General features: G+C 70.8%; 16 protein-coding genes. 9 read left to right on the top strand and 7 right to left on the bottom strand.

Features of this window, described 5'->3' with window-relative positions:
- Window positions 1-168: 168 nt before the first annotated feature.
- The 4 genes from ALA01S_RS08960 to glgX form a co-directional block, all read right to left on the bottom strand.
- Window positions 169-618 carry a hypothetical protein gene (locus tag ALA01S_RS08960; protein ID WP_157118860.1) on the bottom strand — a complete coding sequence of 150 codons (450 nt, stop codon included), beginning with the start codon at window positions 616-618 and terminating at the stop codon, window positions 169-171.
- A 233-nt stretch (window positions 619-851) separates the two neighbouring features.
- Window positions 852-5,930, bottom strand: a complete 5,079-nt coding sequence (locus ALA01S_RS08955; protein WP_157118859.1) for a malto-oligosyltrehalose synthase — start codon at window positions 5,928-5,930, stop codon at window positions 852-854.
- Window positions 5,923-7,740: a malto-oligosyltrehalose trehalohydrolase gene (gene treZ, locus ALA01S_RS08950; RefSeq protein ID WP_066334968.1), complete on the bottom strand. Its 1,818-nt coding sequence runs from the start codon at window positions 7,738-7,740 to the stop codon at window positions 5,923-5,925. Before treZ ends, ALA01S_RS08955 begins: the two co-directional genes overlap by 8 nt.
- A gap of 71 nt (window positions 7,741-7,811) precedes the next feature.
- The gene (gene glgX / locus ALA01S_RS08945; RefSeq protein WP_066334966.1) at window positions 7,812-9,944 is read right to left on the bottom strand and encodes a glycogen debranching protein GlgX; all 2,133 of its coding nucleotides are present in this window, start codon (window positions 9,942-9,944) and stop codon (window positions 7,812-7,814) included.
- 115 nt (window positions 9,945-10,059) lie between these two features.
- Between glgX and ALA01S_RS08940 the strand changes: the two genes are divergently transcribed.
- From ALA01S_RS08940 to ALA01S_RS08910, 7 genes are all read left to right on the top strand, one after another.
- Window positions 10,060-10,704 (top strand): hypothetical protein, encoded by a 645-nt coding sequence (locus tag ALA01S_RS08940; protein ID WP_066334964.1) that lies wholly within the window; start codon window positions 10,060-10,062, stop codon window positions 10,702-10,704.
- A complete protein-coding gene (locus ALA01S_RS08935; RefSeq protein WP_066334961.1) occupies window positions 10,701-11,345 on the top strand; it encodes an RES family NAD+ phosphorylase in 645 nt (214 codons plus the stop codon). Before ALA01S_RS08940 ends, ALA01S_RS08935 begins: the two co-directional genes overlap by 4 nt.
- A gap of 124 nt (window positions 11,346-11,469) precedes the next feature.
- A complete protein-coding gene (locus ALA01S_RS08930; protein WP_066334959.1) occupies window positions 11,470-12,267 on the top strand; it encodes an SEL1-like repeat protein in 798 nt (265 codons plus the stop codon).
- A gap of 5 nt (window positions 12,268-12,272) precedes the next feature.
- Complete coding sequence (locus tag ALA01S_RS32730) at window positions 12,273-12,761, top strand: MotA/TolQ/ExbB proton channel family protein (protein ID WP_066334957.1); 489 nt, start codon at window positions 12,273-12,275, stop codon at window positions 12,759-12,761.
- The gene (locus ALA01S_RS34690) at window positions 12,758-13,075 is read left to right on the top strand and encodes a DUF2149 domain-containing protein (RefSeq protein WP_238455737.1); all 318 of its coding nucleotides are present in this window, start codon (window positions 12,758-12,760) and stop codon (window positions 13,073-13,075) included. The genes ALA01S_RS32730 and ALA01S_RS34690 overlap by 4 nt, the downstream gene beginning before the upstream one ends.
- 55 nt (window positions 13,076-13,130) lie before the next feature.
- Entirely contained in the window at window positions 13,131-14,627 is a 1,497-nt protein-coding gene (locus ALA01S_RS08915) for a sensor histidine kinase (protein WP_157118858.1), read from the top strand.
- Window positions 14,624-15,256 (top strand): response regulator, encoded by a 633-nt coding sequence (locus ALA01S_RS08910; protein WP_066334953.1) that lies wholly within the window; start codon window positions 14,624-14,626, stop codon window positions 15,254-15,256. Before ALA01S_RS08915 ends, ALA01S_RS08910 begins: the two co-directional genes overlap by 4 nt.
- Before the next feature lie 28 nt (window positions 15,257-15,284).
- Here the strand turns inward: ALA01S_RS08910 and ALA01S_RS08905 are convergent, their stop codons facing one another.
- Window positions 15,285-15,710: an SRPBCC family protein gene (locus tag ALA01S_RS08905; protein ID WP_066334946.1), complete on the bottom strand. Its 426-nt coding sequence runs from the start codon at window positions 15,708-15,710 to the stop codon at window positions 15,285-15,287.
- 456 nt (window positions 15,711-16,166) lie between these two features.
- Here ALA01S_RS08905 and ALA01S_RS08900 point away from each other — a divergent pair, with 456 nt between their 5' ends.
- Entirely contained in the window at window positions 16,167-18,329 is a 2,163-nt protein-coding gene (locus tag ALA01S_RS08900) for a 4Fe-4S binding protein (protein ID WP_238455736.1), read from the top strand.
- 20 nt (window positions 18,330-18,349) lie between these two features.
- Window positions 18,350-19,318 carry an FAD:protein FMN transferase gene (locus ALA01S_RS08895; RefSeq protein WP_066334944.1) on the top strand — a complete coding sequence of 323 codons (969 nt, stop codon included), beginning with the start codon at window positions 18,350-18,352 and terminating at the stop codon, window positions 19,316-19,318.
- A 31-nt stretch (window positions 19,319-19,349) separates the two neighbouring features.
- On the opposite strand, the gene ALA01S_RS08890 is transcribed toward ALA01S_RS08895, so the two are convergent.
- Complete coding sequence (locus ALA01S_RS08890) at window positions 19,350-21,599, bottom strand: hybrid sensor histidine kinase/response regulator (protein WP_066334943.1); 2,250 nt, start codon at window positions 21,597-21,599, stop codon at window positions 19,350-19,352.
- Window positions 21,596-22,900, bottom strand: a 1,305-nt coding sequence (locus ALA01S_RS08885; protein WP_157118857.1) for a response regulator, incomplete at its 5' end; no start/stop codon positions are given. The genes ALA01S_RS08890 and ALA01S_RS08885, both read right to left, overlap by 4 nt.

The raw sequence follows: 22,900 nt of genomic DNA, 5'->3' as shown, positions 1-22,900 counted from the left end.
GCTGTCTCCACGCTTGCCGTGACGGATGCACGCAGCGTGTCGAACGCGCCGCACGCACCCTGGGTTGACCCGGGGCCTGCCTGGGCCGACCGCCGTGGCCGCTTGGCGTTGCGGCCCGCTGGCCTCCAGCGTGAAGCGCCAGTCCCTTTCCCAACCGACCGGCTGCATTCATTCCGCGAAATCGGCAAAGCGCGTGGGCTCGTCGCCGGTCAGGTTTTCCGGGGCCTGGGGCTGGGGTTTGCGCGAGCGGTGCGGGGCGCCGGGATGCTTGAGCAGGCGCAGCAATTCGCCGTCGCTTACCGAGCCTGGTAAATCAAAAGGTGCGCACAGGAAATTGCGCGTGCAATTTCTCGTATCGCCGGGCAGGAAGAAATAGCGCTTGATGGGCGAGGGTTTGCTGCTGCGGCTGCAATATTTGAGCGCCGTCGTGATGATCATGAATTTCGCGGCCAGGGCCCGATCGCTGAGATCGGCCTGATAGGCATTGGCAACGGTGTCGGCGCCGGCTTTGAGCTCGGAGCGGGTGTAGAGCTTGAATTGCCGCGTCCAATGCCGGGCAAATGCCTGCACCCGTGTGGCAGGCTCCCGGCGATGGCGCAAAAAAGACAACGATTTCATCGCCTGGGTTCTCCCTGGAGCTTTGATTTTCTTGGCCCGCGGGCAGTCTGGCATGGCGCTCGACGGCGTGCGCGGCGCAGGCGTGAATATGTCACAGGGGGTGACCGGGCGAGGGAAAGCACACGATTCCGGCGGTCGGTTTTGGGAGTGAATTCTTGATGAAAATGCCATCGCTCCCGTGGTGGACGGGATCAATGGCCTCCAATCACACAAGCAAAGTGATGCGTCCGAATTTACGAATCCACCACCAGCACCGCCCCCGGCACCGTCGCGAACAATTCGGCCAGCCTGACCCGTCCTTCCGCCGGTTCGTGCTTTTCTCCGGTCAAAATGTTGCGCAACGTCAAACCCTCGGTCCAGGCCGGCAGTTCCACGGCCGTGTCGCCCCAGGCCTCTTCGCCCAAGGGCCAGCCCGTTTGCAGCCCCATCAGCCGCGCAAAGAATCTCCCGGCCACGGTGATTAATTTTTCTCCGTCGGCGGTTTCCCGCGCAAAGGCAATCACGTGGTCTGCACGCTCGCCCGCGCCATTGAGCGGCTGGTAGTCGCCCTCCCGAAACAGCGCTGCATGTGCCGACCGCCACTGCAGCAGCCGCCACGTGAACCAGAGTTTCAATTGGCCGTCGTGCAGCGAGGGCATCAGCTCCTGGATATTCACCAGGCCGTCCGGGCTGGCCGCGTGCTTTTCAAAGGATTCCAGCATGCGGCTGCGCAATTCATAATCCACCGGCCGGCGGTTGTCCGGGTCCACCAGGCTCAAGTCCGGTAATTCATTGCCCTGGTACAAGTCCGGCACACCGGGCAGCGTGTATTTCAACAGCACCAGCGTCAGTGAATTCAGCGCTCCGAACCAGGCCACGGCTTCCGCCTGCGCCTGGATATCGGTGAGCAGCGGATTGGGCTTCACGCGCGGCAGGGCGCTGCGGATGAAGGCCAATAAGGCGTCCTCGTACTCCGCGTCCGGGTTCACCCAACTGCTGTGCCGCTTGGCCTCGCGCACGGATTTCAAGGCGTAGCGCTCGATGCGCTCGCGGTATTGAGGCAGGCTTTCTTCCGTCAGGCCGCCCGGGGGCAGGGTGCCCAGGAGCGTCTGCAGCAGCAGGTATTCGTCCGCCCGCGAAGGCATGGCCTTGCCGCCCGTGCCATCCACCCGCGCGCGCTGCAGTTGCGGCGCCAGGTGGAAACGCCGCAGCGACAGCCGCCACGCGGCCGGGAATTCGCTGAGCACGTCCAGGCGGCAGCGCACGTCCTCGCTGCGCTTGTTGTCGTGCGTGGAGGTCGCCAGCATGGTGTGCGGCCAGCGTGCCGCCCGATCCGCATTCGCGCCGTGGAAGCCGCGCAGCGAAAAACCGAAGGTGTCGGGCTCGCCCCCCACCTCGTTGAGCGGCAGGAAGCGGTTGAAGCGGTAGAAGGCCGTGTCCTCCACGCCCTTGGCCGTCACCGGCGCGGTGAACTGCTGGAAGCGCATGGCAAAGCGCCGCACCCGCTCGCGCAGCGCCTCGTCCGCGCCTTCCTCGGCCTCGGCCAGCAGCGTGCGGCGCACGAAGTCGAAGACGGTCGTGTCCGCCGCGCGGCTGCGCCGGCGCGCCTGCGCCACCGCCCAATCGATGAAGCGGCGGTCCTGCGCCGAAGGCTCCCGGACGATGTAGGACCGGTACACCGGCATGCACGCCGCCACCTCGGCCAGCGCCCGGCGCAGGCTGTTGAGGCTGTGGTCGCGCGTGCGCCGGTGCGCGCGGGCGATGCGCAGCAGCTCCGTGGCCAGCACCGTCAGCTCCGAGGCCAGCGACACCCGCATGATCAGTTGCTTGCCGCCGTAGGCGACTTCCTCGAAAGGCTCCGTCTCGCCGCTCACGCGCTGCCAGATGCGGTCGAAGCGCTCCTTGGCCGCGCAGTCGATCAGTACCCCGTTGAGCACGTTCATGGCGCGGTAGCCCGTGGTGCCGTGCAGCGCCCAGTCCTCCGGCACGTCCTCGTGGCCTGCGGCGATCTTTTCCGCCAGCACGTACAGCGGCCGCGCCGGGCGCCCTGCCGCGTCCTTGTCCGCCAGCAGCAAGCCCGCCCGGCGCGCGTAGCCCTGCTGCAGCCGCTGGAAATACTGCAGCGGGTCGTGCAGGCCGTCGGGGTGGTCGATGCGCAAACCGTCCACCACGCCGGCCGCGCACAGCTCCAGCGGCAGGCCATGGGTGGCCTCGAACACGGCCGGCTCCTCCATGCGCAGCGCGGCCAGCTCGTTCACGTCGAAGAAGCGCCGGTAGTTGATCTCGTCCGACGCCACGCGCCAGAAGGCCAGCCGCCAGGCCTGCGCGGCGTGCAGGCCGTCCAGCGCGTCGGCCGTCTGCTGCTCGGCCACGGCCCCCTCTATGGCGCCCAGCACGCGCGCGTCCTCGCGCAGCAGGTCCACCAGCCGCTCCTTGAGCAGCGCCTGGTCGCGCTGGCGCTCGAAGCGGCCTTGCGGCGACGCGTCCTCGCGCGGCGGCAGGTGGCCGAAGGCCGTGGACAGGCTTTGCAGCGCCAGCGACGCCGCCCCCTCCAGCCGCTGCGCCGCGCGCTCCAGCAGCGGCGCCACGGTGCGCGGGTCCAGCGGAAAGCGGTGCTCCCAGTACTGCAGCGCGAAGGCGCCCAGGGCCGGGTCGAACACCAGTTGCAGCTCGCCCGCCTCCAGCACCCGCCCGTAGTGCTGCCCAAGCACGGGCAGCAGCACCTTGCCCTGCAGGGCCGGATCGACCGGCTGCCAGTCGATGTCGAAATAGCGCGCGTAGGCCGAGGCCTCGCCGTGCTCCAGCACGTCGTGCCACCAGGCGTTGTGCCCGCCCATCACGCCCATGTGGTTGGGCACGATGTCCAGGATCAGCCCCAGCCCGCGCTCCCGCGCCGCGGCGGCGAAGCGCTCGAAGCCTTCCTTGCCGCCCAGCTCCGGGTTGAACTCGTCGTGCGCCACCACGTCGTAGCCGTGCGTGCTGCCCGGGCGGGCGCGCATCAGCGGCGAGCAGTAGACGTGGCTCACCCCCAGCCGCTGCAGGTAGGGCAGCACGGCGATGGCGTGGTCGAAGTTGAAATCCTTGTGGAACTGCAGCCGGTAGGTGGCGCGGGGAATGAGGGCCTGCGCCCGCGGCAGTTGCGCCGCCTTCAAGGGCGCATGCGGGCGCAGCTCGGAGAGCACCCGCGACAGCGACACCACCCGCTCGTCCGCCAGCAGCGCATCCAGCGGCATCTGGAATTTCTGGCGCCAGTTGGGGTGCTCGTTGACGGTGCCGGGGAGGTTGGGCTGGTCCAGCACGCCCAACGCGTCTTCCAGCTGCACCACCAGCACCCGCGAGGGCGTGCGCGCCATGTAGGCGTGCACCGCCTCCACCAGCGCCTGCGTGAGCGGCGGCGGGTGGGCCAGGTCCAGCGCCACGTCCGCCGGCAGCAGGCCCTCGTGCTGCAGCGCCAGCAGCAGCCGGTATTTCTCCTGCGCGCGGCCCACGAGCTGTTCCTCGTAGACCTTCTCGTCGGGGTAGAGGCCCAGGCCCTTGCGCACCTGCAGGTCGTGCCCGGTCCACCAGCCGGCCAGCGTGGGCAAATCGTGGGTGGAGATGGCCACCAGCGCCTCGCGCGGGTACTCGCGCGGGCGCTTGAAGGCGCCGCCCTCGCCGCGCTCGAAGTACAGCAGCCGGTAGGAGAGCACCTCGGCCTCGGCCAGCGCGGCGCGCATCTCGTCGGCCACCGTGCCCAGGTCCTCGCCGATCACCATGCACTGGTTGCGCTGGCTCTCCAGCGCCACCACGGCCATCAGCTCCTGCAGCGGGTAGTGCACGTAGGCGCCCTGGGTGGCGCCGCGCTCCGGCGGAATCCAGTACAGGCGCATCAGCCCCATGACGTGGTCGATGCGCAGCGCCCCCGCGTGGCGCATGTTGGCGCGCAGCGTGGCGATGAAGAAGCGCAGCCTGTCCGTCAGCAGCCGGCCCGGGTGCAGCGGCGGCAGGCCCCAGTCCTGGCCCTGGACGTTGATCTCGTCCGGCGGCGCCCCCACCGTCGCGCCGGCGGCGTAGAGGGCCGCGTGCCCCCAGGTGTCCGCCCCCGCGCGGTCCACCGACACGGCCAGGTCCAGGTACAGGCCGACGGCCAGCCCGCGCGAGCGGCAGCGGTGCGCCACGCGGGCGAGCTGCAGCGTGGCCTGCCACTGCAGGTACTCGTGGAACTCGATGGCCTCGCGCCCCTCGCGCTGGAAGCGCCGCACCGCCTCGCCGCGCGGGTCGCGGAACTCCTGCGGCCACACCGGCCAGCCCCAGATGCCGCCGTCCTGCGCGTGAAACCGCGCCTGCAGCGCCTCGAAGGTGGCGAACAGGCGCAGCGGCTCGCCCTGGTCGGCCTGGAAGGCGCGGAAGGCCCGCCCCCGCGCGCTGGCCGTGTCCAGGTGCCGTTCCTTGAAATGCCGGTACAGCCGTCGCAGCACCTCCAGCTTGGCCGAGGCCACGCCCGCATGGTCCACCTGCGGCGCCTCGCGCAGCCGCTGCAGCCGGTTCTGGAAATCGGCCGAGCGCACCAGCGCCTGCGCCGCGTCGCACTCGCGGAAATCCTCCACCGCCTCCACGTCGATGTAGAGCGTGTTGAGCTGCGAGCGCGAGTTTGGGCTGTACGGGCTGATGTGGTGCGGGTTGTGGCTGAAGAGCGCGTGCAGCGGGTTCAGGCCCACGATGCCCGCGCCGCGCTCGCCAAAGGCCACCGTCAGCTCGGCCAGGTCGGTGAAGTCGCCCATGCCCCAGTTGCGTTGCGAGCGCAGCGCGTAGAGCTGCAGGGCCGGGCCCCACACGCGCCCCTCGCCCTGCAGCTCCGGCGGGCGCCAGCAGTGCGCCGGCGCCGTGACCAGCAGCGACTCGCCCAACGCGATGCCCTCGGTCTGCAGCACCAGCCGGTGGTAGCCCGCGGGCAGCCGGGTGTGGATGGACAGCCGCAGCGCCCGCATGGCGCGCCCGTGCACGGTCGCCTCGCCGGTGTGCGGCAACCCGTCCGCGTCGGCGTCCCAACTGTGCACGGCGCCGTCTTCCTCATGAACGGTCCAGCGCAGCAGCCGCACCTCGCGCGGCAGCTTCAAGGGCACGTCGAACCGGTCCGCACCGGCCTTGAGCGCCAGCACCGGCGGCAGCGGCTGGTGCCACTCGGCGGCGACGGCGGCGTCCAACGCCTCCTCGTCCAGCCGCGGCACGCCCAATTGGGCCAGCAGCGCCTTCAAGCCCTCGTCCGGCACCTCGTGGCGCTGGCCCCAGACGTCATGCCATTCGGTGCCGACCTTGAGCCGTTGACACCAGCGTTGCAGCAGCCCGTCAGACATCGACACCCTCCACGCTCACGATCACGCCGTCGGGGAGCAGTTGCGCGTCCTCGGCATGCAGCTCGAACACGATGTGCCCGGCCAGCGGCGGGCGCGGCTGCGGCGCCTCGCCGAAATTGGCTGCCAGGCGCAGCGTCGCGCCCTCGCCCAGCCACCACACGACCTGCAGCAGCCCGCCTTCCACGCGGTGCTTGCCGCCCGCGGCCATGCCCGCCAGCCGCGGCGTGATCCACTGCCGCCGCAGCTCCAGCAGGTGCTGGATGAGCGCCAGCCGCCGCGAGTGCGGCTCGATCTCGCGCTCGGCCCAATTGGGCCGGCAGACCGTGAAAGTGGCTTCGGCGTTGGGGTCGGGGATGCCGGCGCGCGCGGCCTCGCTCTGGAAGGCGTCGAAGCGGCCGAACTCCTCGCGCCGCCCCTTGGACACCGCCGCGGCCAGCTCCGGGCCGAAGTCGCAGAAGTACAGGAAGGGCGCCGTGGCCGCGAGCTCCTCGCCCATGAACAGCATGGGCACGTGCGGCGACAGCAGCAGGCAGGCGTAGAGCGCATCCAGCCGGGCAGCGGGCGCCAAGTCGCTGAGGCGCTCGCCGAAGGCGCGGTTGCCGATCTGGTCGTGGTTCTGCAGGAAGGAGACGAAGGCCGGCGAGGGCAGTTGCGCACTGGGCTCGCCGCGCGGCTCGCCCTCGCGGAAGGGCGACGGGTCGCCCTGGTAGGCAAAGCCCTCGGCCAGGCAGCGGCCCAAGGTGTTCACCGGGTCGGTGGCGTAGTCGGCGTAGTAGCCGTCGCGCTGGCCGGTGGCCAGCACGTGGGCCGCGTGGTGGAAATCGTCGTTCCACTGCGCGACGGCGCCGCCGGGGGTGCCGTCCTCGCCGCGGGCCAGCAGCCGCGCGGCGTTGGCGTCGTTCTCCAGCACCACGTGCACGGGGCGGAAGCGCCCGGGCCCGGCGCGCAGCGCGCGGGCGATGTCCACGGCGATGTGCGTGGGCGAGTCGTCGGCGATGGCGTGCACCGCGTCCAGCCGCAGCCCGTCGAAGTGGTACTCCTCTATCCAGTAGAGCGCGTTGGCGATGAAGAACTGCCGCACGTTGCCGCTGTGCGCGCCGTCGAAGTTGATGGCCGCGCCCCACGGCGTCTGGTGCGCCGCGTTGAAGAACGCCTTGCAGTAGGCGTGCAGGTAATTCCCTTCCGGGCCGAAGTGGTTGTAGACCACGTCCAGGAACACCATGAGCCCCAGCCGGTGCGCCTCGTCCACGAAGCGCTTGAGCTCCTCGGGGCGGCCGTAGCGGGCGTCGGGGGCGAAGGGCAGCACGCCGTCGTAGCCCCAGCCGCGCGTGCCGGGGAAGTCGGCCAGCGGCATCAGCTCCACGGCCGTGATGCCCAGCGCCACCAGCTCCGGCAGCCGTGCCATCGCGGCGGCGTAGGTTCCCGCCTCGGTGAAGGTGCCCACGTGCAGCTCGTAGAGCACGGCCTCGTGCCAGGGCCGGCCGCGCCAGCCGCTGTCGTTCCAGCGGTAGCCGCCGGGGTCCACCACTTCGCTTGGGCCGTGCACGTCCTCCGGGTTGAAGCGCGACGCGGGGTCGGGCACCGACATCCCGTCCGGCAGCATGAAGCGGTAGCGCGTGCCGGCGCCGGCTTCCTGCACGGTGATCTCGTGCCAGCCCTCGTCCAGCGCGTGCATGGGCAGCAGCCGGCCGCGTCCGGCGCCTTCGAGCTGCAGGCGCAGCGCCTGGACGTCCGGCGCCCACAGGCGAAAGCGCACGCCGCCGCCGTCGTCCAGCAGCTCGGCGCCGAAGGGCATGGAAAAGTTGGGCATGGTGTGTGGCAGGTAAAAATGTTTTGGGGTCGGGAACCGGTGCGCGCCGCGCTTGGCCGCTCATGCGGCGCTCACGCCATCGCCATGGGCCGCGTGAGCACCACCAGCGAGCGCCCGCGCAGCGCACAGCGCTCGCCGGCATTCAGCAGGCCATCCCCCAGCCCTTCCGGCTCGAAGGTGTCTATGACGACGCGCCAGGCCTCGCCGGGGATGTCGGGGACGGTGAAGAGCACCTCCTCGGCGTGCGCGTTGAAGGCGATCAGGAAGTCGTCGTCGTAGACGGGCCGCCCGCGCCGGCCCACGTCGCCTATGGCGGCGCCCGCCAGGTACATGCCCAGGCAGCGCGCGTGCTCGTGCTCCCACTCCTGCGGGCTCATCTCGCTGCCGTCGGGCTTGAGCCACAGCACGTCCTTGATCTGGCCGCCGAAGAGCGCCCGCCCGTCGAAGAAGTCGCGGCGGCGGAAGGTGGGGTGGCTGCGGCGCAGGTTGATCAACATCTGCGTGAAGCGCAGTTGCGCCTCCTGCATGCTGGAGAGGTCCCAGCGCAGCCAGCTGATCTCGTTGTCCTGGCAATAGGCGTTGTTGTTGCCGCCCTGGCTGCGGCCCAGCTCGTCGCCGGCCAGCAGCATGGGCACGCCCTGCGACAGCAGCAGCGTGGCGATGAAGTTGCGCTGCTGGCGCTCGCGCAGCGCCAGCACGGCGGGGTCGTCGGTCACGCCCTCGGCGCCGCAGTTCCAGGAGCGGTTGTTGTCGCTGCCGTCGCGGTTCTCTTCCCCGTTGGCCTCGTTGTGCTTGCCGTTGTAGGCCACGAGGTCGTGCAGCGTGAAACCGTCGTGGGCGGTGATGAAGTTGATGCTGGCCAGCGGCTTCTTGCCGGAGCGCCCGTAGAGGTCCGAGCTGCCGGTGAGCCGCCGCGCGAACTCGCCGATCACGCCGCCGTCGCCCTTCCAGTAGGCGCGCATGCCGTCGCGGTAGCGGTCGTTCCACTCGGCCCAGCCGGGCGGGAAATTGCCCACCTGGTAGCCGCCGGCCCCGAGGTCCCAGGGCTCGGCGATCAGTTTTACCCTGTTGAGCACCGGGTCCTGGCGGATGACGTCGAAGAAGCCGCCCAGGTGTTGGACAACCCCGCCTTCCCGCGCCAGCGCCGAGGCGAGGTCGAAGCGGAACCCGTCCACGTGCATTTCCTCGACCCAGTAGCGCAGCGAGTCCATGACGAGCTGCAGCGCGCGCGGGTGTTCGAGGTTCACCGTGTTGCCGCAGCCGGTGTAGTCGGCGTAGTAGCGGCGGTCCTCGCCCAGCATGTAGTAGGCGGCGTTGTCCATGCCGCGCATGGACAGCGTGGGCCCAAGCTGGTGGCCTTCGCAGGTGTGGTTGTAGACCACGTCCAGGATGACCTCGATGCCCGCCGAGTGCAGCGTGCGCACCATGGTCTTGAACTCCTTGACCTTCTCGGAGGCCGAGTAGCGCATCTCCGGCGCGAAGAAGCCCAGGGTGTTGTAGCCCCAGTAGTTCTGCAGCCCCTTCTGCACGAGGTAGTGGTCGTTGATGAACGAATGGACGGGCAGCAGCTCCAGCGTCGTCACGCCCAGCCGCTTGAGGTAGGTGATCACGGGGGCGGTGGCCAGGGCCGCGTAGGTGCCGCGCAGGGCGTCCGGCACTTCGGGGTGGCGCATGGTGAAGCCGCGCACGTGCATCTCGTAGATCACCATGTCGGTCCACGGGATGTCGGGGCGGCGGTCGCCGTCCCAGGTGAAGGCCGGCTCCAGCACGCGGCACTTGGGCATGAAGCTGGCGCTGTCGCGGCGGTCGAAGGAGAGGTCGCCCTTGCGGTGGCCCAGCGTGTAGCCGAAGAGGGCGTCGTTCCAGCGCAGCCGGCCGATGAAGTCCTTGGCGTAGGGGTCCAGCAGCAGCTTGTGGTGGTTGAAGCGGTGGCCTTCCTCCGGCTTGTAGGGCCCGCGCACGTAGTAGCCGTAGGCCAGCCCCGGGCGAGCCTCGGGCAGGTAGCAGTGCCAGATGTCGTCCGTGCGCTCCTTGAGCTCGATGCGGTGGCGCTCGCGCCGTCCGCTGGGGTCGAACACGGCCAGGTGCACGGCCTGCGCGTGCTCGGAGAACAGGGCGAAGTTCACGCCCTCCCCGTCCCAGGTCGCGCCCAAGGGGTAAGGGCGGCCGGGCCAGGCGGTGGTGATGGGGGTTTCACGGCTCATCGCGGGTGCAAGAGAGCAAATTCGGCGCCCGTTTTCCCGTCGGCGACATCGGTTCTCCTATATTGCCAAGCAGGTGCTATCTTCTTGGCAATATCGGAACTCGATGGAGCGCGCAATGGCCTTGGACACCGACCTGCTGCTGAAAGTGCACCTGCCCGCCGGCTTGCCGCCGGACGTCGATCCGGCCGTGGTGCAAAGCCTGGAAAGGGCAGTGGAGCGCGCCACGGCGCTGGTGCTGCAGGCCGCGGTGCCGGCGCAGGTGCTGGCCCGCGCGGACGAGCTGGCCGGGCAGCTCGCCGCCGTGGCCGGGCAGCTCGCCGAGCCCGGCCAGGAGCTGCTGGAAGAGCGGCTGCGGCGCGTGAACACCATCCGCCGCATGCTGGCCGAGGGCGACTGGCTCACGGCCGAGGAGATCAACCGGCTGCAGCCGGCGCCGCCCACCAACAAATCGCTGCCGGCCAGCGACTGGAAGCGGCGGGGGCGCGTCTTCAGCGTCACCCACGGCGGGCGCGAGTACTACGCGCGCTGGCAGTTCGACGCCGGCTACGCGCCGCTGCCCATCGTGAAACCGCTGCTGGAAGCGCTGGGCCCGGGTCGCGACCCCTGGGCGCTGGCCGCGTGGTTCCACTTTCCCAATGCCTGGCTGGTGCGAATGGCCGCGGACGGCCGCGAGGCGCCCACGCCGCCCAAGGACTTGTTGCACGAGGCCGATGCCGTGCTGGAGGCCGCCCGCCGCTACGACCGCAGCCACGTCGCATGACGGCGGACGCGCTGCCGCCACCTGGCGCCGCAGAAGCCTTCACGCTGCGCGCCCTCACGCGCGCCGAGGTGCCGCGCTGGTACCACGTCTACAGCACGCGGGATTTCCCGCTGACGGCCGCCTCCTTCAACGAAGGCCACGGTGCCTCGCGCTCCGCACCGCTGCGCGGCGCCGACGGGCAGCCGCTGCACACCTACTACGCGGCCAGCACGCCGGAGTGCGCCTGCATGGAATCGCTGCTGCACGACGTGTCGCTGCAGCCGCCGGGCGTGTTCGAGGTGGCGCGGCTGGCGCACTACCACCTGGCCACGCTGGAGCTCGATGCGCAGCTGCAGTGCGTGAGCCTGCACACCAAGGACCTGCCGCGCCTGGGCCTGACGCGGGCGCAGCTCATCGATTCCCTGCCCAACGCCTACCCGCTCACGCGCGCGTGGGCGCAGGCGGCTTTCGACCAGCGTCCACAAGCGCAGGCCCTGAGCTACACCTCCCGGCGCGACGACGCAGGCCGCTGCCTGCTGCTGTGCCGCCAGCGCCTGTCCTCGCCGCCGTTTCGCATCGTGGCCGACGAGCCGCTGGCCCTGGCGCCGCGGCGCCAGGACGTGCTGGCGCTGGTGCGCAGCCTGGGGGTGTGGGAGATCTGATTCGACGTGGCCGCGAACCCGGGCAATTTGCCCGCCCCCCGCCGTGGCACCTGCTCTGTCGCGCGTCCGCCCGCATGGCCACAGTGGCGCCATCCCGTCACCGGCCCGCCGCGGCCCGCGTCCCATGCCATCCACACACCTGCACCGCGCCGCGCCGGCGCTCGCCCTGGCGCTGCTCCTGTCCATCGCCGCCCATGCCGCCGGCCACTGCGGCGGCACCTCGCCCGCCGATCCCGCCGCCAGCGACCCGCTGCGGCGCGAGGTCAGCACGCTCTCCATGGAGTACTGGGCGGACCAGCCCGCGGGCATGATCACCTGCAGCTACGGCTACTGGGCCGCCAAGTGCGGCGACTTCGAGGCCGCGCACAAGATCTTCGACAAGTGCATCGCCAAGGGCTACGGCGGCGCCATGATCTGGAAGGGCCTGCTGCTGGAGGACGGCTCCGGCGTGCCCCGCGACCCGGCCGCCGCCGCCGCCCTCTACAAGCGCGCCGCCGAAGGCAGCGGCGACGAGGACTACGCCGCCCTGGGCAGCCTGCACTACGCCTCGGCCCTCCACGAAGGCAACGGCGTGCCGCGCGACGAGGCCGAGGCCCGCAAGTGGTTCGAGCGCGCCGCCGCCCTGGGCAGCGAGGACGCCAGGACCTTCCTCCAGACCGGCCACCACACCGGCTCGCGCAACCAGCGCGGCGAGGGCGTGGGCACGCCCAATGGCGTCGTGGCCGCGGCCACCGCCAAGGCCCAGCGCCTGGTGCAGCAGGCCGCGCAGTCGCTGCCCGCGCTGCCGGACTGGTCGCTCGCCCTGGCCGCCGCGCTGGCCGCGCTCGTGGGCGCGGGCGCCTGGCACCAGCGCCGCCTGGCCCGCCCCGCCGCGCCGCGCGTGGCCGCGCCCCGCGCCCTCGACCGCATCGCGCAGGCCTGAAGACCATGCTCGCCACCGTAGACGGCGCCATGTACGGCGCCAGCCAGCTCTTCCTGCTGCCCGTGCTGCTGGGCATCGCGGCCCTGTTCGCCTACGCCTTCTTCGCCCTGGGCGCCTGCGTGGTGCAGGCGCTGCAGCGCCGCCGCGGCCAGCCCGCGGGCTTCGAATTGCACCAGGTCCGCGCGCAGCAGCCGCACCTGGACGCCGCCGCGCTGGAGCTGATGGCGCTGCGCCGGCTGGAGCTCGTCCGGGTGAGCACCCGCGTGGCGCCCATGCTGGGCCTGGTGGCCACCATGATCCCCATGGGCCCGGCCCTCAAGGCGCTGGCCGACGGCCAGCTCGAAGCCGTCTCCCAGGGCCTGACCATGGCCTTCTCGGCCGTGATCCTGGCCCTCATCGCCGCAGCCATCACCTACACCATCGCCCAAGTGCGCCGCCGCTGGTACGCCACCGAGCTGCTGGCGCTGGCCGCCGCCGGGGAGGGCCGCGCGTGATCGCCGAACGCCTGCTCGCCGAGGAGGACGACGACCCCGTCCTCTCCCTCGTCAACCTCATCGACGTGTTCCTGGTCGTCATCGCCGCGCTGCTGCTGGCCATGGCCAGCCACCCGCTCAACCCCTTCAGCGCCGACAAGGTCACCGTCATACGCAACGCCGGCCAGCCCGACATGCAGGTCGTCATCAAGGACGGCCAGCGCGTGCAGCGCTTCCAGGCCGCCGAGGGCAGCACCGCCGCGGGCAGCGGCGGCGTCAAGGCCGGCGTGGCCTACCGCCTGGCCGACGGCTCCATGGTCTACGTGCCGGAATGAAATCTGCGCTGCGCCGGCCGCCGCGCGGCGGCGCTCGTGCAAGATGCGCGCGCCGATGAGCGCCCCGTCCACTTCACCCGCCGCCGATTCCCCCGCTGCCCCTGTGGACGCCACCGCGCAGCGTCCGCCGGTGCTGCTGCTGGGCCGCGCCCTGCGCTGGCGGCTGGGCGCCGCAGCGCTGCTGGTGCTGGCGCTGCTGGCCTGGGGCGACTGGCGCGAATGGCGCCAGCGCAACGTTCAGGCGCTGGCCAGCACCGCGGTACTGGCCACGCAGTTGCTGGCCGACGACCTGGCGCAGCACACCAGCGCCTTTGACCGCAGCACGCGCACCGTCACGCTGGAGCCCTTGCAGCTGCTGGCGCAGCGCGCACCCTTGTGCGCCGAGGTGGTGGACATCTACGGCCGCCAGCTCGATGCGGGCTGCCTGCCGCAGGTGGACGATCCCAGCGCGCTGTCGGCCCGCCTGGCGCGCGCGCTGGCCGGCGGCAGGCACGGCGCGTGGACACAGGCGCTCACCCTGACCACGTCCGAGGGCGTGAAGGTCGCCACGGTGGAGGTGCAGCCGCACTGGGCGCTGGAGGGCCGCCAGCTCTGGCAACGCTGGGCCTGGCTGGCCGCGGCAGCGCTGGCGCTGCTGGCCGCGCTGTGGCTGGTCTCGCGCCTGGTGGCCCGCGCGCTGGCGCCGGCCAACCAGATCCTGGGTGCCTTGGGCCGGCTCTCGGCCGACGACTTGCAGGTGCGGCTGCCGCCCATGCGGCTGCGCGAGCTCCAGCACATCGGCCAGGGCTTCAACCGGCTCGCCGAGCACCTGGGTGAGCTGCGCCACCGGCAGCAGCAGCTCACGCTGCACCTGCTGCAGGCGCGCGAGGCCGAGCGCCGGCGCCTGGCGCGCGAGCTGCACGACGAGATGGGCCAAAGCCTGAGCGCGCTGCAGGCCGAGGCCGCCGCCATGGGCCTGATGACGCAGGCCTTGCCGCAGGCCGCCGCCAGCGCCCAAGCCATGGCCCGCACCACGGCGCAGCTCCTGGACGGGCTGCAGCGCGTGCTGGCCGACTTGCGCCCGCAGGCGCTGGACCGTTTTGGGCTGGCGGTGGCCCTGCAGTCGCTGGCCGCGCAGCCGCGCCGCCGCCCGGACGGCAGCGAGCTGCGGGTGCGGCTGAAGCTGCCCACGCCCTGGACGCCACTGCCGGCCGACCACGACGTGCATGTCTACCGCATCGTGCAGGAGGCGCTGACCAACACGCAGCGCCACAGCAGCGCCTGCACGGCCACCGTGGCGCTGCGGCGCGGCCCCGGCGGCCTGCTGCTGAGCGTGGCCGACGACGGCGTGGGCGCGCCGCAGCCGGCGTCGGCAGGCCATGGCCTGCTGGGCATGCACGAGCGTGTGCTGGCCTTGGGCGGCCGGCTGGATTGGGAGCAGCCCGCCGGCGGCGGGCTGTGCCTGCGCGTGTGGCTGCCGCTGGACAAGGCCTGCGGCACCGCGGCCCTGGACGATGGGCCGCCGCCGCAGGGGCTGGAAAAGCAAGATGACCCTGAGGAGATGAGGCCGTGATCCGAGTCATGCTGGTGGACGACCACGCCGTGGTGCGCGAGGGCTACCGACGCCTGCTGGAGCTGCAGGGCGACATGCAGGTGGTGGCCGAGGCCGGAGACGGCGCACAGGCGCTGCAGTACTGGCGCGAGCTGGAGGTGGACCTGGTGGTGGTGGACCTCGCGCTGCCGGGCCTGGGGGGGCTGGAGCTCATCGGCCGCTTGCGCCAGCGCGACGCCGAGGTGCGCCTGCTGGCCTTCAGCATGCACCGCGATCCGGTCTGGGCGGCGCAGGCACTGCGCGCCGGCGCGCTGGGCTACGTGACCAAGAGCAGCCCGCCGCAGGAGCTGATCCAGGGCGTGCGCCAGGTCAGCCAGGGCCGCCGCGTGATCAGCGCCGACATCGCCGGCGAGGTTGCGGCGCTGCTGCTGCAGCCCCAGCCGCCGGCCGCGCATGGCCTGTCGCCGCGCGAGTTCGAGGTCATGCGCGCACTGGTGGCCGGACGCAGCCCGCAGGACATCGCGCAAGCCCTGGCGCTGAGCGTCAAGACCGTCCACAACCTGCACTACCAGGTCAAGGCCAAGCTCGGCACCAGCAGCGACTTCGAGCTGGCGCGGCTGGCCTGGCAGAACGGGTGGACGGGAGGGTAGCGCGCGGCTGCGCCGCTGCGGCGCGGCCTCAGGCGCCGGCCTTCAGCTCCCGCTCCATGCCGTCGATGCCGTCGGAAATCGCCTGCTTGACGAGGGCGGCAACGGCCTGGCTGTCTTGCGGCTGGGACTCGAAGTCGATGGTCCAGGCCACGACGGCCCGCCCGTCGTAGGAGTCGAATATCTCGACGGTGCCGCGGTAATGCGTGACCGGAAACGGAGAGGTCGTCCGCAGATAAATGAAGCGCCTGCGGCTGTCGTCAACGGCCTCGATGAGATCCGTGATCTGCCCGCCTTCCAAGGTCATGTGGCGGTGGGCGCCGACGCCGCTGCCCTCCACGCGGCAGGTCTCGATAATGGGAAACCAGCGGTCCAGCCCGTCGATGCCGCGAATGGCCGCCCAAGCCTTTTCACTGGAAGTATCGAGTTTCTTGGTGATCGCTTGCTTGGTCAACATGGGTATATCCTTGTCTCAATTTGATGGGTTGTGAGTGTTTGCCTTCGCATTGGAAAGCGAGCACATTGTGGTTTTCGGTGCGCAACAGGGCTATTGGAATATTGCCTTTTCAGGCACGGGTAAAGTGCCCGTCCGCATAAAAATATAAAAGTGAAGCAGCCCAGTCGAAATGCTCGGCGCCCTGGCGGCTGGCCAAGCGTGCCTGATCAGGCAAATTGCCCGCGTCAGTAGGGGCAGCACGCCTTTCCAGCGTATTCGTAAAATTTCAGGGTCCGTGCCGGATACCATGACCAGGCTGGATTCATGTGAATCCTTGGGCCGGTATATGGACTCGGTGGCAACAAGAGCTCCGAATGCCGCGGGTTGAAAATTCGGGGGGTTTTGATGTCGGGCTGCAGTAAATCAGGCCACCATGCCATTGGAGGCGCGGCAATAGGGCAGTGGATGGCCCTGGTGATGGGATTCGCCCTGGCGCTGTGGTGCGTGCCGTCCTGGTCAGGCCTCCTGCAGAAACCGGATATCGAGCGGCGCTTCGGCCATCCCTATCACGTGGAGGAAAAGCTTTCGGATATTCCCGTCTGGCCGCTGACCAGCCCGCTGGAGCATGAGGCCGGGCCCGTGCTCTACGTCTTCGAGTCCATCGATATCGCGCCCTTGCCGGGTTTCGAGGGCAATCCCATGAATTTCCTCATCGCCATCGACAGGAAGGGGAATTTCGTGGACGTGGAGCTGCTGCAGCAACGCGAGCCCGTGTTCACCTTCCGCGATCTCGGCGGCCAGAAGGACAGGCCGCTGAAGGAATTCATTGCGCAATATCCTGGGCACAGCATTGCCGATCAATATCTGATCGCCCAGGACGCCGCACGCAACAAGAGCGGCGGCCCGCCCCGAAACCATGCCGGACAAGCCATGCTGGATGGCGTCGCCAAGGCCACCACGTCCATTCGCATCATCAATCAAACCGTGCTGACCGCGGCCCTGGAGGTCGCGCGCGCCAAACTGGGTTTCGCGGACCAGAAACAGGCCGGCCCGCCCGCCCAGGTCAAGGATGAAATATTCGAGGTACAAAGCTTCGACGCGCTGATGCGGGACGGCTCCATCGGCCATTTGCGCCTGACCAATGCCGAAGCGGAAAAGCTTTTCGCCGGCACCGAGGGCGAGGGGCTGGATGCCTATGCCGCCGCCCACCCCGACGAAACCTTCGCCGAATTGTTCGTGGCTTATTTGAATGTGCCGACCATAGGGCAGGCCGTGCTGGGCAAGGAAGCCTATGCACAAACTATGGCGCGCAATTTCGACCATCAACATCTCTGGTGGATAGCCACCCGCGGACGCTTCACCCTCGTGGATGACGAATTCATCCCAGGCGCCCAGTCGCGCCGCCTGGCGCTGGCGCAGGACGGGCTGTTCCTGGAGTTCCGCGACCAGGGACTCGAACCCCGCCAGGCCGGCGGTCCCGGTGACTTGGGCGCATCGCGGGTGTTCGGCGTGAATGCCGATGCCAGCCTCGATCCGGGGCGGCCGGCCGAATTCAAGCTCACGTTCAGCCGGGCCAAGGGCACGGGGCTGCCCAGCATCACCTACAAGGCCGCCACGCTCACCTACGCACCACCGCAGCGGTTTTTCACCTTTCCGCCCAAGCGCTTGCCGCCATGGCTGCTCGCCTGGCAGGCGCGCGCGGTCGATATGGCCGTGCTGCTGGCGGCGCTGGGGGTGCTCAGCGTGGTCCTGGCCCGCCCGCGCTGGGTGTCCGCGTCGGCGCGGCGGCTCAGGCTGTTTCGCATGGGCTTTCTGGCCTTCACGCTGATTGACGTCGGGTGGCTGGCGCAAGGCCAGTTGTCCATCGTGCAGGTCACCGGCCTGATCAAGTCGCTCAGAGGCGGCCACGGGCTGTCGAACTTTCTGTACGACCCGGTCAGCCTGATGCTGATGGCCTTCACCGTCCTCTCGCTCTTCCTGTGGGGGCGGGGCGCCTTCTGTGGCTGGCTGTGCCCGTTCGGCGCCTTGCAGGAATTCGTGGGGCTGCTGGCACAGCGGCTGCGCCTGCCGCAACTGCGCTTGCCGCCGCGTCTGGCCCGCCGGCTGGAGCGGGGCCGGTACGCCGTCCTGGCCACGCTGGTCGTGGCGGCTGTCTTGTTTCCGACGCTGGGCGAGACGCTCAACGAGGTCGAGCCCTTCAAGACCTCCATCACGCTGGGCTTCGACCGCCCCTGGCCCTTCGTCGCGTACGCCCTGGCCGTGCTGCTGCTGGGCGCCGCGTACTACAAGTTCTTCTGCCGGGTGCTGTGCCCGCTGGGAGGCGCCTTGTCGCTGGGCGGCAAGCTCAGGCGGCTGAACTGGCTGCCGCGCCGCGCCGAGTGCGGCAAGCCCTGCCAGCGCTGCAAGGCGGCTTGCCGCTACGACGCCATCGAGCCCTCCGGCGAAGTGCGCTACGACAACTGCTTCCAGTGCCTGGACTGCGTGGGCATCTACCACGACGCGCAGCGCTGCGTGCCCGTGATCGTCCACCAGCGCACCGGCAAGCGCCTGGCCGTCCAGGTGGCGGCCGCGCCGGCGGCACTCCCCGCCGGGCCTGTGCCGGGCAAGGCACTGCCGCAGCGCGCCACCGGCACCCCATGACGCTCCACCCCGTACACACCATGCAAAGACGCACGCTTCTTTGGGCCGCGCTGGGCGGCCTGCCCTTCACCACCGCCCGCGCCGCAGCGCTGCCATGGCACAGCCGGCACCTGCAGGGCTTGGGCACCCACCTGCACCTGCAAGTGGCACATGCCCAACCCGCCCAGGCCGAGAAGGCGCTGTCGGCGGCACAAGCGGTGCTGCACGACATCGAGGCCGCCATGAGCCTGTTCCAGGCCGACAGCGAGCTGCAACGGCTCAACCGGGACGGCCGGCTGGCCCGTCCCAGCGCGCACCTGCTCAAGGTGCTGCGCGAAGCGCAATGGGTGGCCCGCCACAGCGCAGGGGCGTTCGACGTGACGGTGCAGCCGCTGTGGCTGCTGTCGGAGGCTGCCCGCCAGGCCGGCCGGCTGCCCACGGCCGCGGAACGCACGCAGGCCTTGTCGCTCGTGGGCTGGCAAGGCTTGAAGGTCACCGACCAGGCCGTCGAGCTCGCCCGCCCCGGCATGGCCGTCACCTTGAACGGCATCGCCCAGGGCTACGCGGCCGATGCCGTGCGGGCCACGCTCCAGGCGCACGGCATCGAGCACGCGCTCATCGATACCGGCGAATTCGGTGCCCTGGGACGCAATCCGCGCGGCCAGGACTGGACGCTGGGCGTGGAAGACCCGCACCGCGCCGGCCAGCTCATCACGGCCTTGGCCTTGGACGGCAACAGCCTGGCCACCTCCGCCGACAACCGCAGCGCCTTCACGCCGGACCATCGCCACCACCACATCTTCGACCCCTCCACCGGGGACTCGCCCTCCGGAATGAGCAGCATCACCGTGGCCGCCCGCAGTGCCATGCGGGCCGATGCGCTCACGAAAGTCATGTTCATGGCCCAGCCGGCGCTCATTCCACGGCTGGCCCAGCGCTGGCAAGTCGGCGTGCTGTGGGTCGATAAGCAGGGCCGCTGGGGAGCCACGCGCTCTTTGCGACTGGCCTGAGCAGCGCCGTCCCGCGCCGCCCGCCAGCCGATCAGGGCACGCCGGCCTGCTCCTGGGCGCTGCCGCCCGCGCGCCCCGTCAACCACTGCGTGATCAGCGCGGCCAGCGCCGCGATGTCGGCGGGCTTCACCAAGTGGTGGTCGAAACCCGCGGCGCGCGAGTGCGCCTGGTCGGCCTTTTGCCCGTAGCCGGTGAGCGCGATCACCAGCGACAGCCGCGTGGCCGGCAGCGCGCGCAGCCGCTGCGCCACCTCGAAGCCGTCCATGCCCGGCAGGCCGATGTCCAGCAGCACCACGTCCGGCTCGAAGGCCTTGGCCCGCTCCACCGCCTGCGGCCCACTATGCGCCGTTTCCACGCTGTGGCCCTCCATGCGCAGGAACAGGGCCACCGTGTCGGCCGCGTCCACGTTGTCGTCCACCACCAGCACCCGGCACACGGCCGGCGCCTGCGCGGGGTCGGCCTGTGGCGCCGGCTGCGGCGCGGGTGCGCCCACGCCGCTGAGGCAGGGCAGTTGCACCACGAACTCCGCCCCCTGGCCCGGCCCGGCGCTGCTGGCGTGCACCGTGCCGTGGTGCAACTGCACCAGGCGCTGCACCAGCGTCAGCCCAACGCCCAAGCCGCCCTGGCTACGGTCCAGCGAGCGCTGGCCCTGCTCGAACAGCTCGAACACGTTGGGCAGCAGCGCCGGCTCTATGCCCATGCCGTTGTCGCGCACGCTCACCAGCGCCACGCCCTGGCGCACCTGCAGCGACAGCTCGATGAGCCCGCCCTCCTGCGTGTACTTGGCCGCGTTGTTGAGCAGGTTGGACACCACCTGCGACAGCCGCGCGAAGTCGCCGCGCAGCCACACCGGCTCGGCGGGCAGTTGCGTGGTCAGCCGGTGGCGGCGCCCGTCCAGCATGGGCCGCGCCGTCTCCACGCCATGCGCCACCACGGCCAGCAGGTCTATGGGCTTCAACTGCAGGCTGATCTTGCCCTGGCTGATGCGGGCCACGTCCAGCAGCTCTTCCACCAGCTCCGTCATGTGCCGCACCTGGCGGTCCATCACGTCCGTGGCCCAGGACATGCGCGGCAGGCCCGGCGGGGCGATGCGGCGTATCACCTCCACCGCGTTGCGTATGGGCGCCAGCGGGTTGCGCAGCTCGTGCGAGAGCATGGCCAGGAACTCGTCCTTGCGCCGGTTCAGCGCCGTGAGCTGCTCCTGGGCGTGACGCCGCTCCTCGATCTCGGCCTGCAGCGTGCGGTACAGCCGCGCGTTCTCGAAGGCCAGCGCCGCGCGCTCGGACAGGGACTTCAGCAGCTCCCTGTCCTCCAGCGCCGCCACGTACAGCGCCCCCAGCACGCGCTGGCCGTGCACCAGCGGTGTGACCACGCCCTCCGGCAGCGCGCTTGGGGTGGCGGCCGGGCCTTCGTCCAAGGCCTCGCAGGGGTCCACGCCCACGTCCTGCGGCTGGCGGCTCTCCAGGGCCCGCGCAAAGGCGCGGCGCACGCAGGGCGCCATGTCCTGCAGCGCGACGTCGGAGAAGTCCGTGCCGTCCCCGTCCGTGCCCATGCCCGTATCCGTGTCGGCGTCCGTACCGCCGTCCTGCTCGCCGCGGCCCACCAGCAGCCGCTGCGGCGCGGCCTCGTCGTCGCTGCACAGCAGCAGCGCGGCGCAGGGGCTCAGCGCGGGCACCACCTGCTCCAGCAGCGCGCGCATGCCCACCCCGGCATCCAGCGAGGCGCTGAGCACGCCGCTCAGGTGCGACAGGAAATTGGAGCGCCACGTGGCGTGCTCCGCGGCACGGCGCGCGGCCTCGGCCGCGGCCAGCGCCACGCGCTGCTCGGCCTGGTGGCGCACGCGGCGCTGCATCACGTGCAGGTCCACGAACACCTGCACCTTGGAGCGCAGCACCTGCGGCACCACCGGGGACATGATGTAGTCCACCGCGCCCAGCTCGTAGCCGCGGTGCGTCTGCATCTCGTCGGCGTAGGCGGTGATGAAGATGATGGGCGTGTGCGCCGCGCGCTTGTACTGGCGGATCAGGCGTGCCGTCTCCAGCCCGTCCATGTCGGGCATGTTCACGTCCAGCAGGATCACGGCGAACTCGCGCCTGAGCACCTCGCGCAGCGCCTGCGCGCCGGAGTAGGCGGAGACGAGCTCCTGCCCCAGGTCCTCCAGCACCGCGCGGAACACCAGGTGCTTCTCCGCCAGGTCGTCCACGATGAGGATGCTGCTGGTGATGGCGTCCTCGTCCGCGGCCGGTGGGGGCGGCGTCGCGCCGGCAGGATTGAAGCTCATGGACACAGCCACCCCTTGAGCACGCTGAGCAGGTGCGACGGGTCCACGGGCTTGGACAGGTAGTCCCACGCGCCGGCTTCTATGCACTTCTGCCGGTCGCCCTTCATGGCCTTGGCCGTCACGGCCACCATGGGCAGCTCGCGCCCGCGCGGCAGGCGGCGGATGTGCTGCATGGTGGCCAGCCCGTCCATCTCCGGCATCATGATGTCCATCAGCACGATGTCTATGGCGGGGTCGCTCTCCACCATGCGTATGGCCTCGCGGCCGTTGTCGGCCGAGACGATCTCCATGCCGTGGTCGTCCAGCACGGTGGCCAGCGCGAAGATGTTGCGCATGTCGTCGTCGACGATGAGCGCCTTGCGCCCGCGCAGCGAGCGCCGCGCGCCGCCCACGGCCTCCACCGCCTGCGCCGCGGCCTCCGGCAGCTCCGCCGCGTTGCGGTGCAGCGCCACGCAGGCCTGGCCCAGCAGCTCCTGCGCGCTGGTGGCCGGCAGCAGGCGGAAACCCCCGCGCTGGCGCTGCCAGGGCCCGTCGTGCCTGCCCTCCGGCATCCACAGCACCACGGGCAACTGCAGCCCAAGCGGGTGCGACTCCATGGCCTCGCGCACGTCGCCCGGCGCCAGGCCGCCCAACCGCGCATCGGCCACCAGCGCGTCGGCCTCACGCAGTTGCGCGTGCAAGGCGGCGCCGTCCTGCGCGGCGACCAGCTCCACGCCGGGGCCCAGGGCCTGGGCCAGCGCCCGGCGGTCCTCGGGGTCCGGCAGCGCCACCAGCAGCCGCCGCGTGGGCCGCAGCGCGTACTGGTGCAGCGCGGCCAGCGCCTGGTCCAGCTCGTCACGCGACTGCAGCGGCTTGGCGATGAAGCGCAGCGCGCCGGCCTCCAGCGCCTGCTCGCGCGCGTCGTCGGTGGAGATCACGCACACCGGCAGGTGGCGCGTGCGCGCGTCGGCCTGCAGCCGCCGCAGGATGCGCCAGCCCGCCATGTCGGGCAGGTGGATGTCCAGCGTCACCATGGACGGCCGGTACTCGCAGGCCATGGCCAGGCCGCTGGCGCCCGTGGTGGCCACCAGGCCCTTGAAGCCGGCCTGCCGCGCCGACTCCAGCATCACCTTGGCGAAGCCCAGGTCGTTTTCCACGATGAGCAGCACCAGGTCGCCGCCCATCACGTGGCGGCGGTCGTCGTCGGCCAGGTTGTCGAAGGCGTCGGGCTCCACCTCCGGCGCGGGCAGCGGCCGCGCCGCCTCGGCCGCCGCGGCGGCCATGCGCGGCGGCGCGGGCCACGCGGCCTCGCGCGCGGGCAG

This window comes from Azohydromonas lata NBRC 102462, assembly GCF_001571085.1.
Lineage (GTDB): Bacteria > Pseudomonadota > Gammaproteobacteria > Burkholderiales > Burkholderiaceae_C > Azohydromonas > Azohydromonas lata.
Note: the sequence above shows the minus strand (reverse complement) of the source record. Positions and strands in the feature narration are given on the sequence as shown.

What these genes read in the sequence shown, in the direction of transcription:
- ALA01S_RS08915 (WP_157118858.1), top strand. Translation starts at nt 13,131, where the DNA reads ATGAGCGCCCCGTCCACTTCACCCGCCGCCGATTCCCCCGCTGCCCCT.
- treZ (WP_066334968.1), bottom strand. Translation starts at nt 7,740, where the DNA reads ATGCCCAACTTTTCCATGCCCTTCGGCGCCGAGCTGCTGGACGACGGC.
- ALA01S_RS32730 (WP_066334957.1), top strand. Translation starts at nt 12,273, where the DNA reads ATGCTCGCCACCGTAGACGGCGCCATGTACGGCGCCAGCCAGCTCTTC.
- ALA01S_RS08940 (WP_066334964.1), top strand. Translation starts at nt 10,060, where the DNA reads ATGGCCTTGGACACCGACCTGCTGCTGAAAGTGCACCTGCCCGCCGGC.
- ALA01S_RS08905 (WP_066334946.1), bottom strand. Translation starts at nt 15,710, where the DNA reads ATGTTGACCAAGCAAGCGATCACCAAGAAACTCGATACTTCCAGTGAA.
- ALA01S_RS08935 (WP_066334961.1), top strand. Translation starts at nt 10,701, where the DNA reads ATGACGGCGGACGCGCTGCCGCCACCTGGCGCCGCAGAAGCCTTCACG.
- ALA01S_RS08960 (WP_157118860.1), bottom strand. Translation starts at nt 618, where the DNA reads ATGAAATCGTTGTCTTTTTTGCGCCATCGCCGGGAGCCTGCCACACGG.
- ALA01S_RS08955 (WP_157118859.1), bottom strand. Translation starts at nt 5,930, where the DNA reads ATGTCTGACGGGCTGCTGCAACGCTGGTGTCAACGGCTCAAGGTCGGC.
- glgX (WP_066334966.1), bottom strand. Translation starts at nt 9,944, where the DNA reads ATGAGCCGTGAAACCCCCATCACCACCGCCTGGCCCGGCCGCCCTTAC.
- ALA01S_RS08930 (WP_066334959.1), top strand. Translation starts at nt 11,470, where the DNA reads ATGCCATCCACACACCTGCACCGCGCCGCGCCGGCGCTCGCCCTGGCG.
- ALA01S_RS08895 (WP_066334944.1), top strand. Translation starts at nt 18,350, where the DNA reads ATGCAAAGACGCACGCTTCTTTGGGCCGCGCTGGGCGGCCTGCCCTTC.
- ALA01S_RS08890 (WP_066334943.1), bottom strand. Translation starts at nt 21,599, where the DNA reads ATGAGCTTCAATCCTGCCGGCGCGACGCCGCCCCCACCGGCCGCGGAC.
- ALA01S_RS08900 (WP_238455736.1), top strand. Translation starts at nt 16,167, where the DNA reads ATGGGATTCGCCCTGGCGCTGTGGTGCGTGCCGTCCTGGTCAGGCCTC.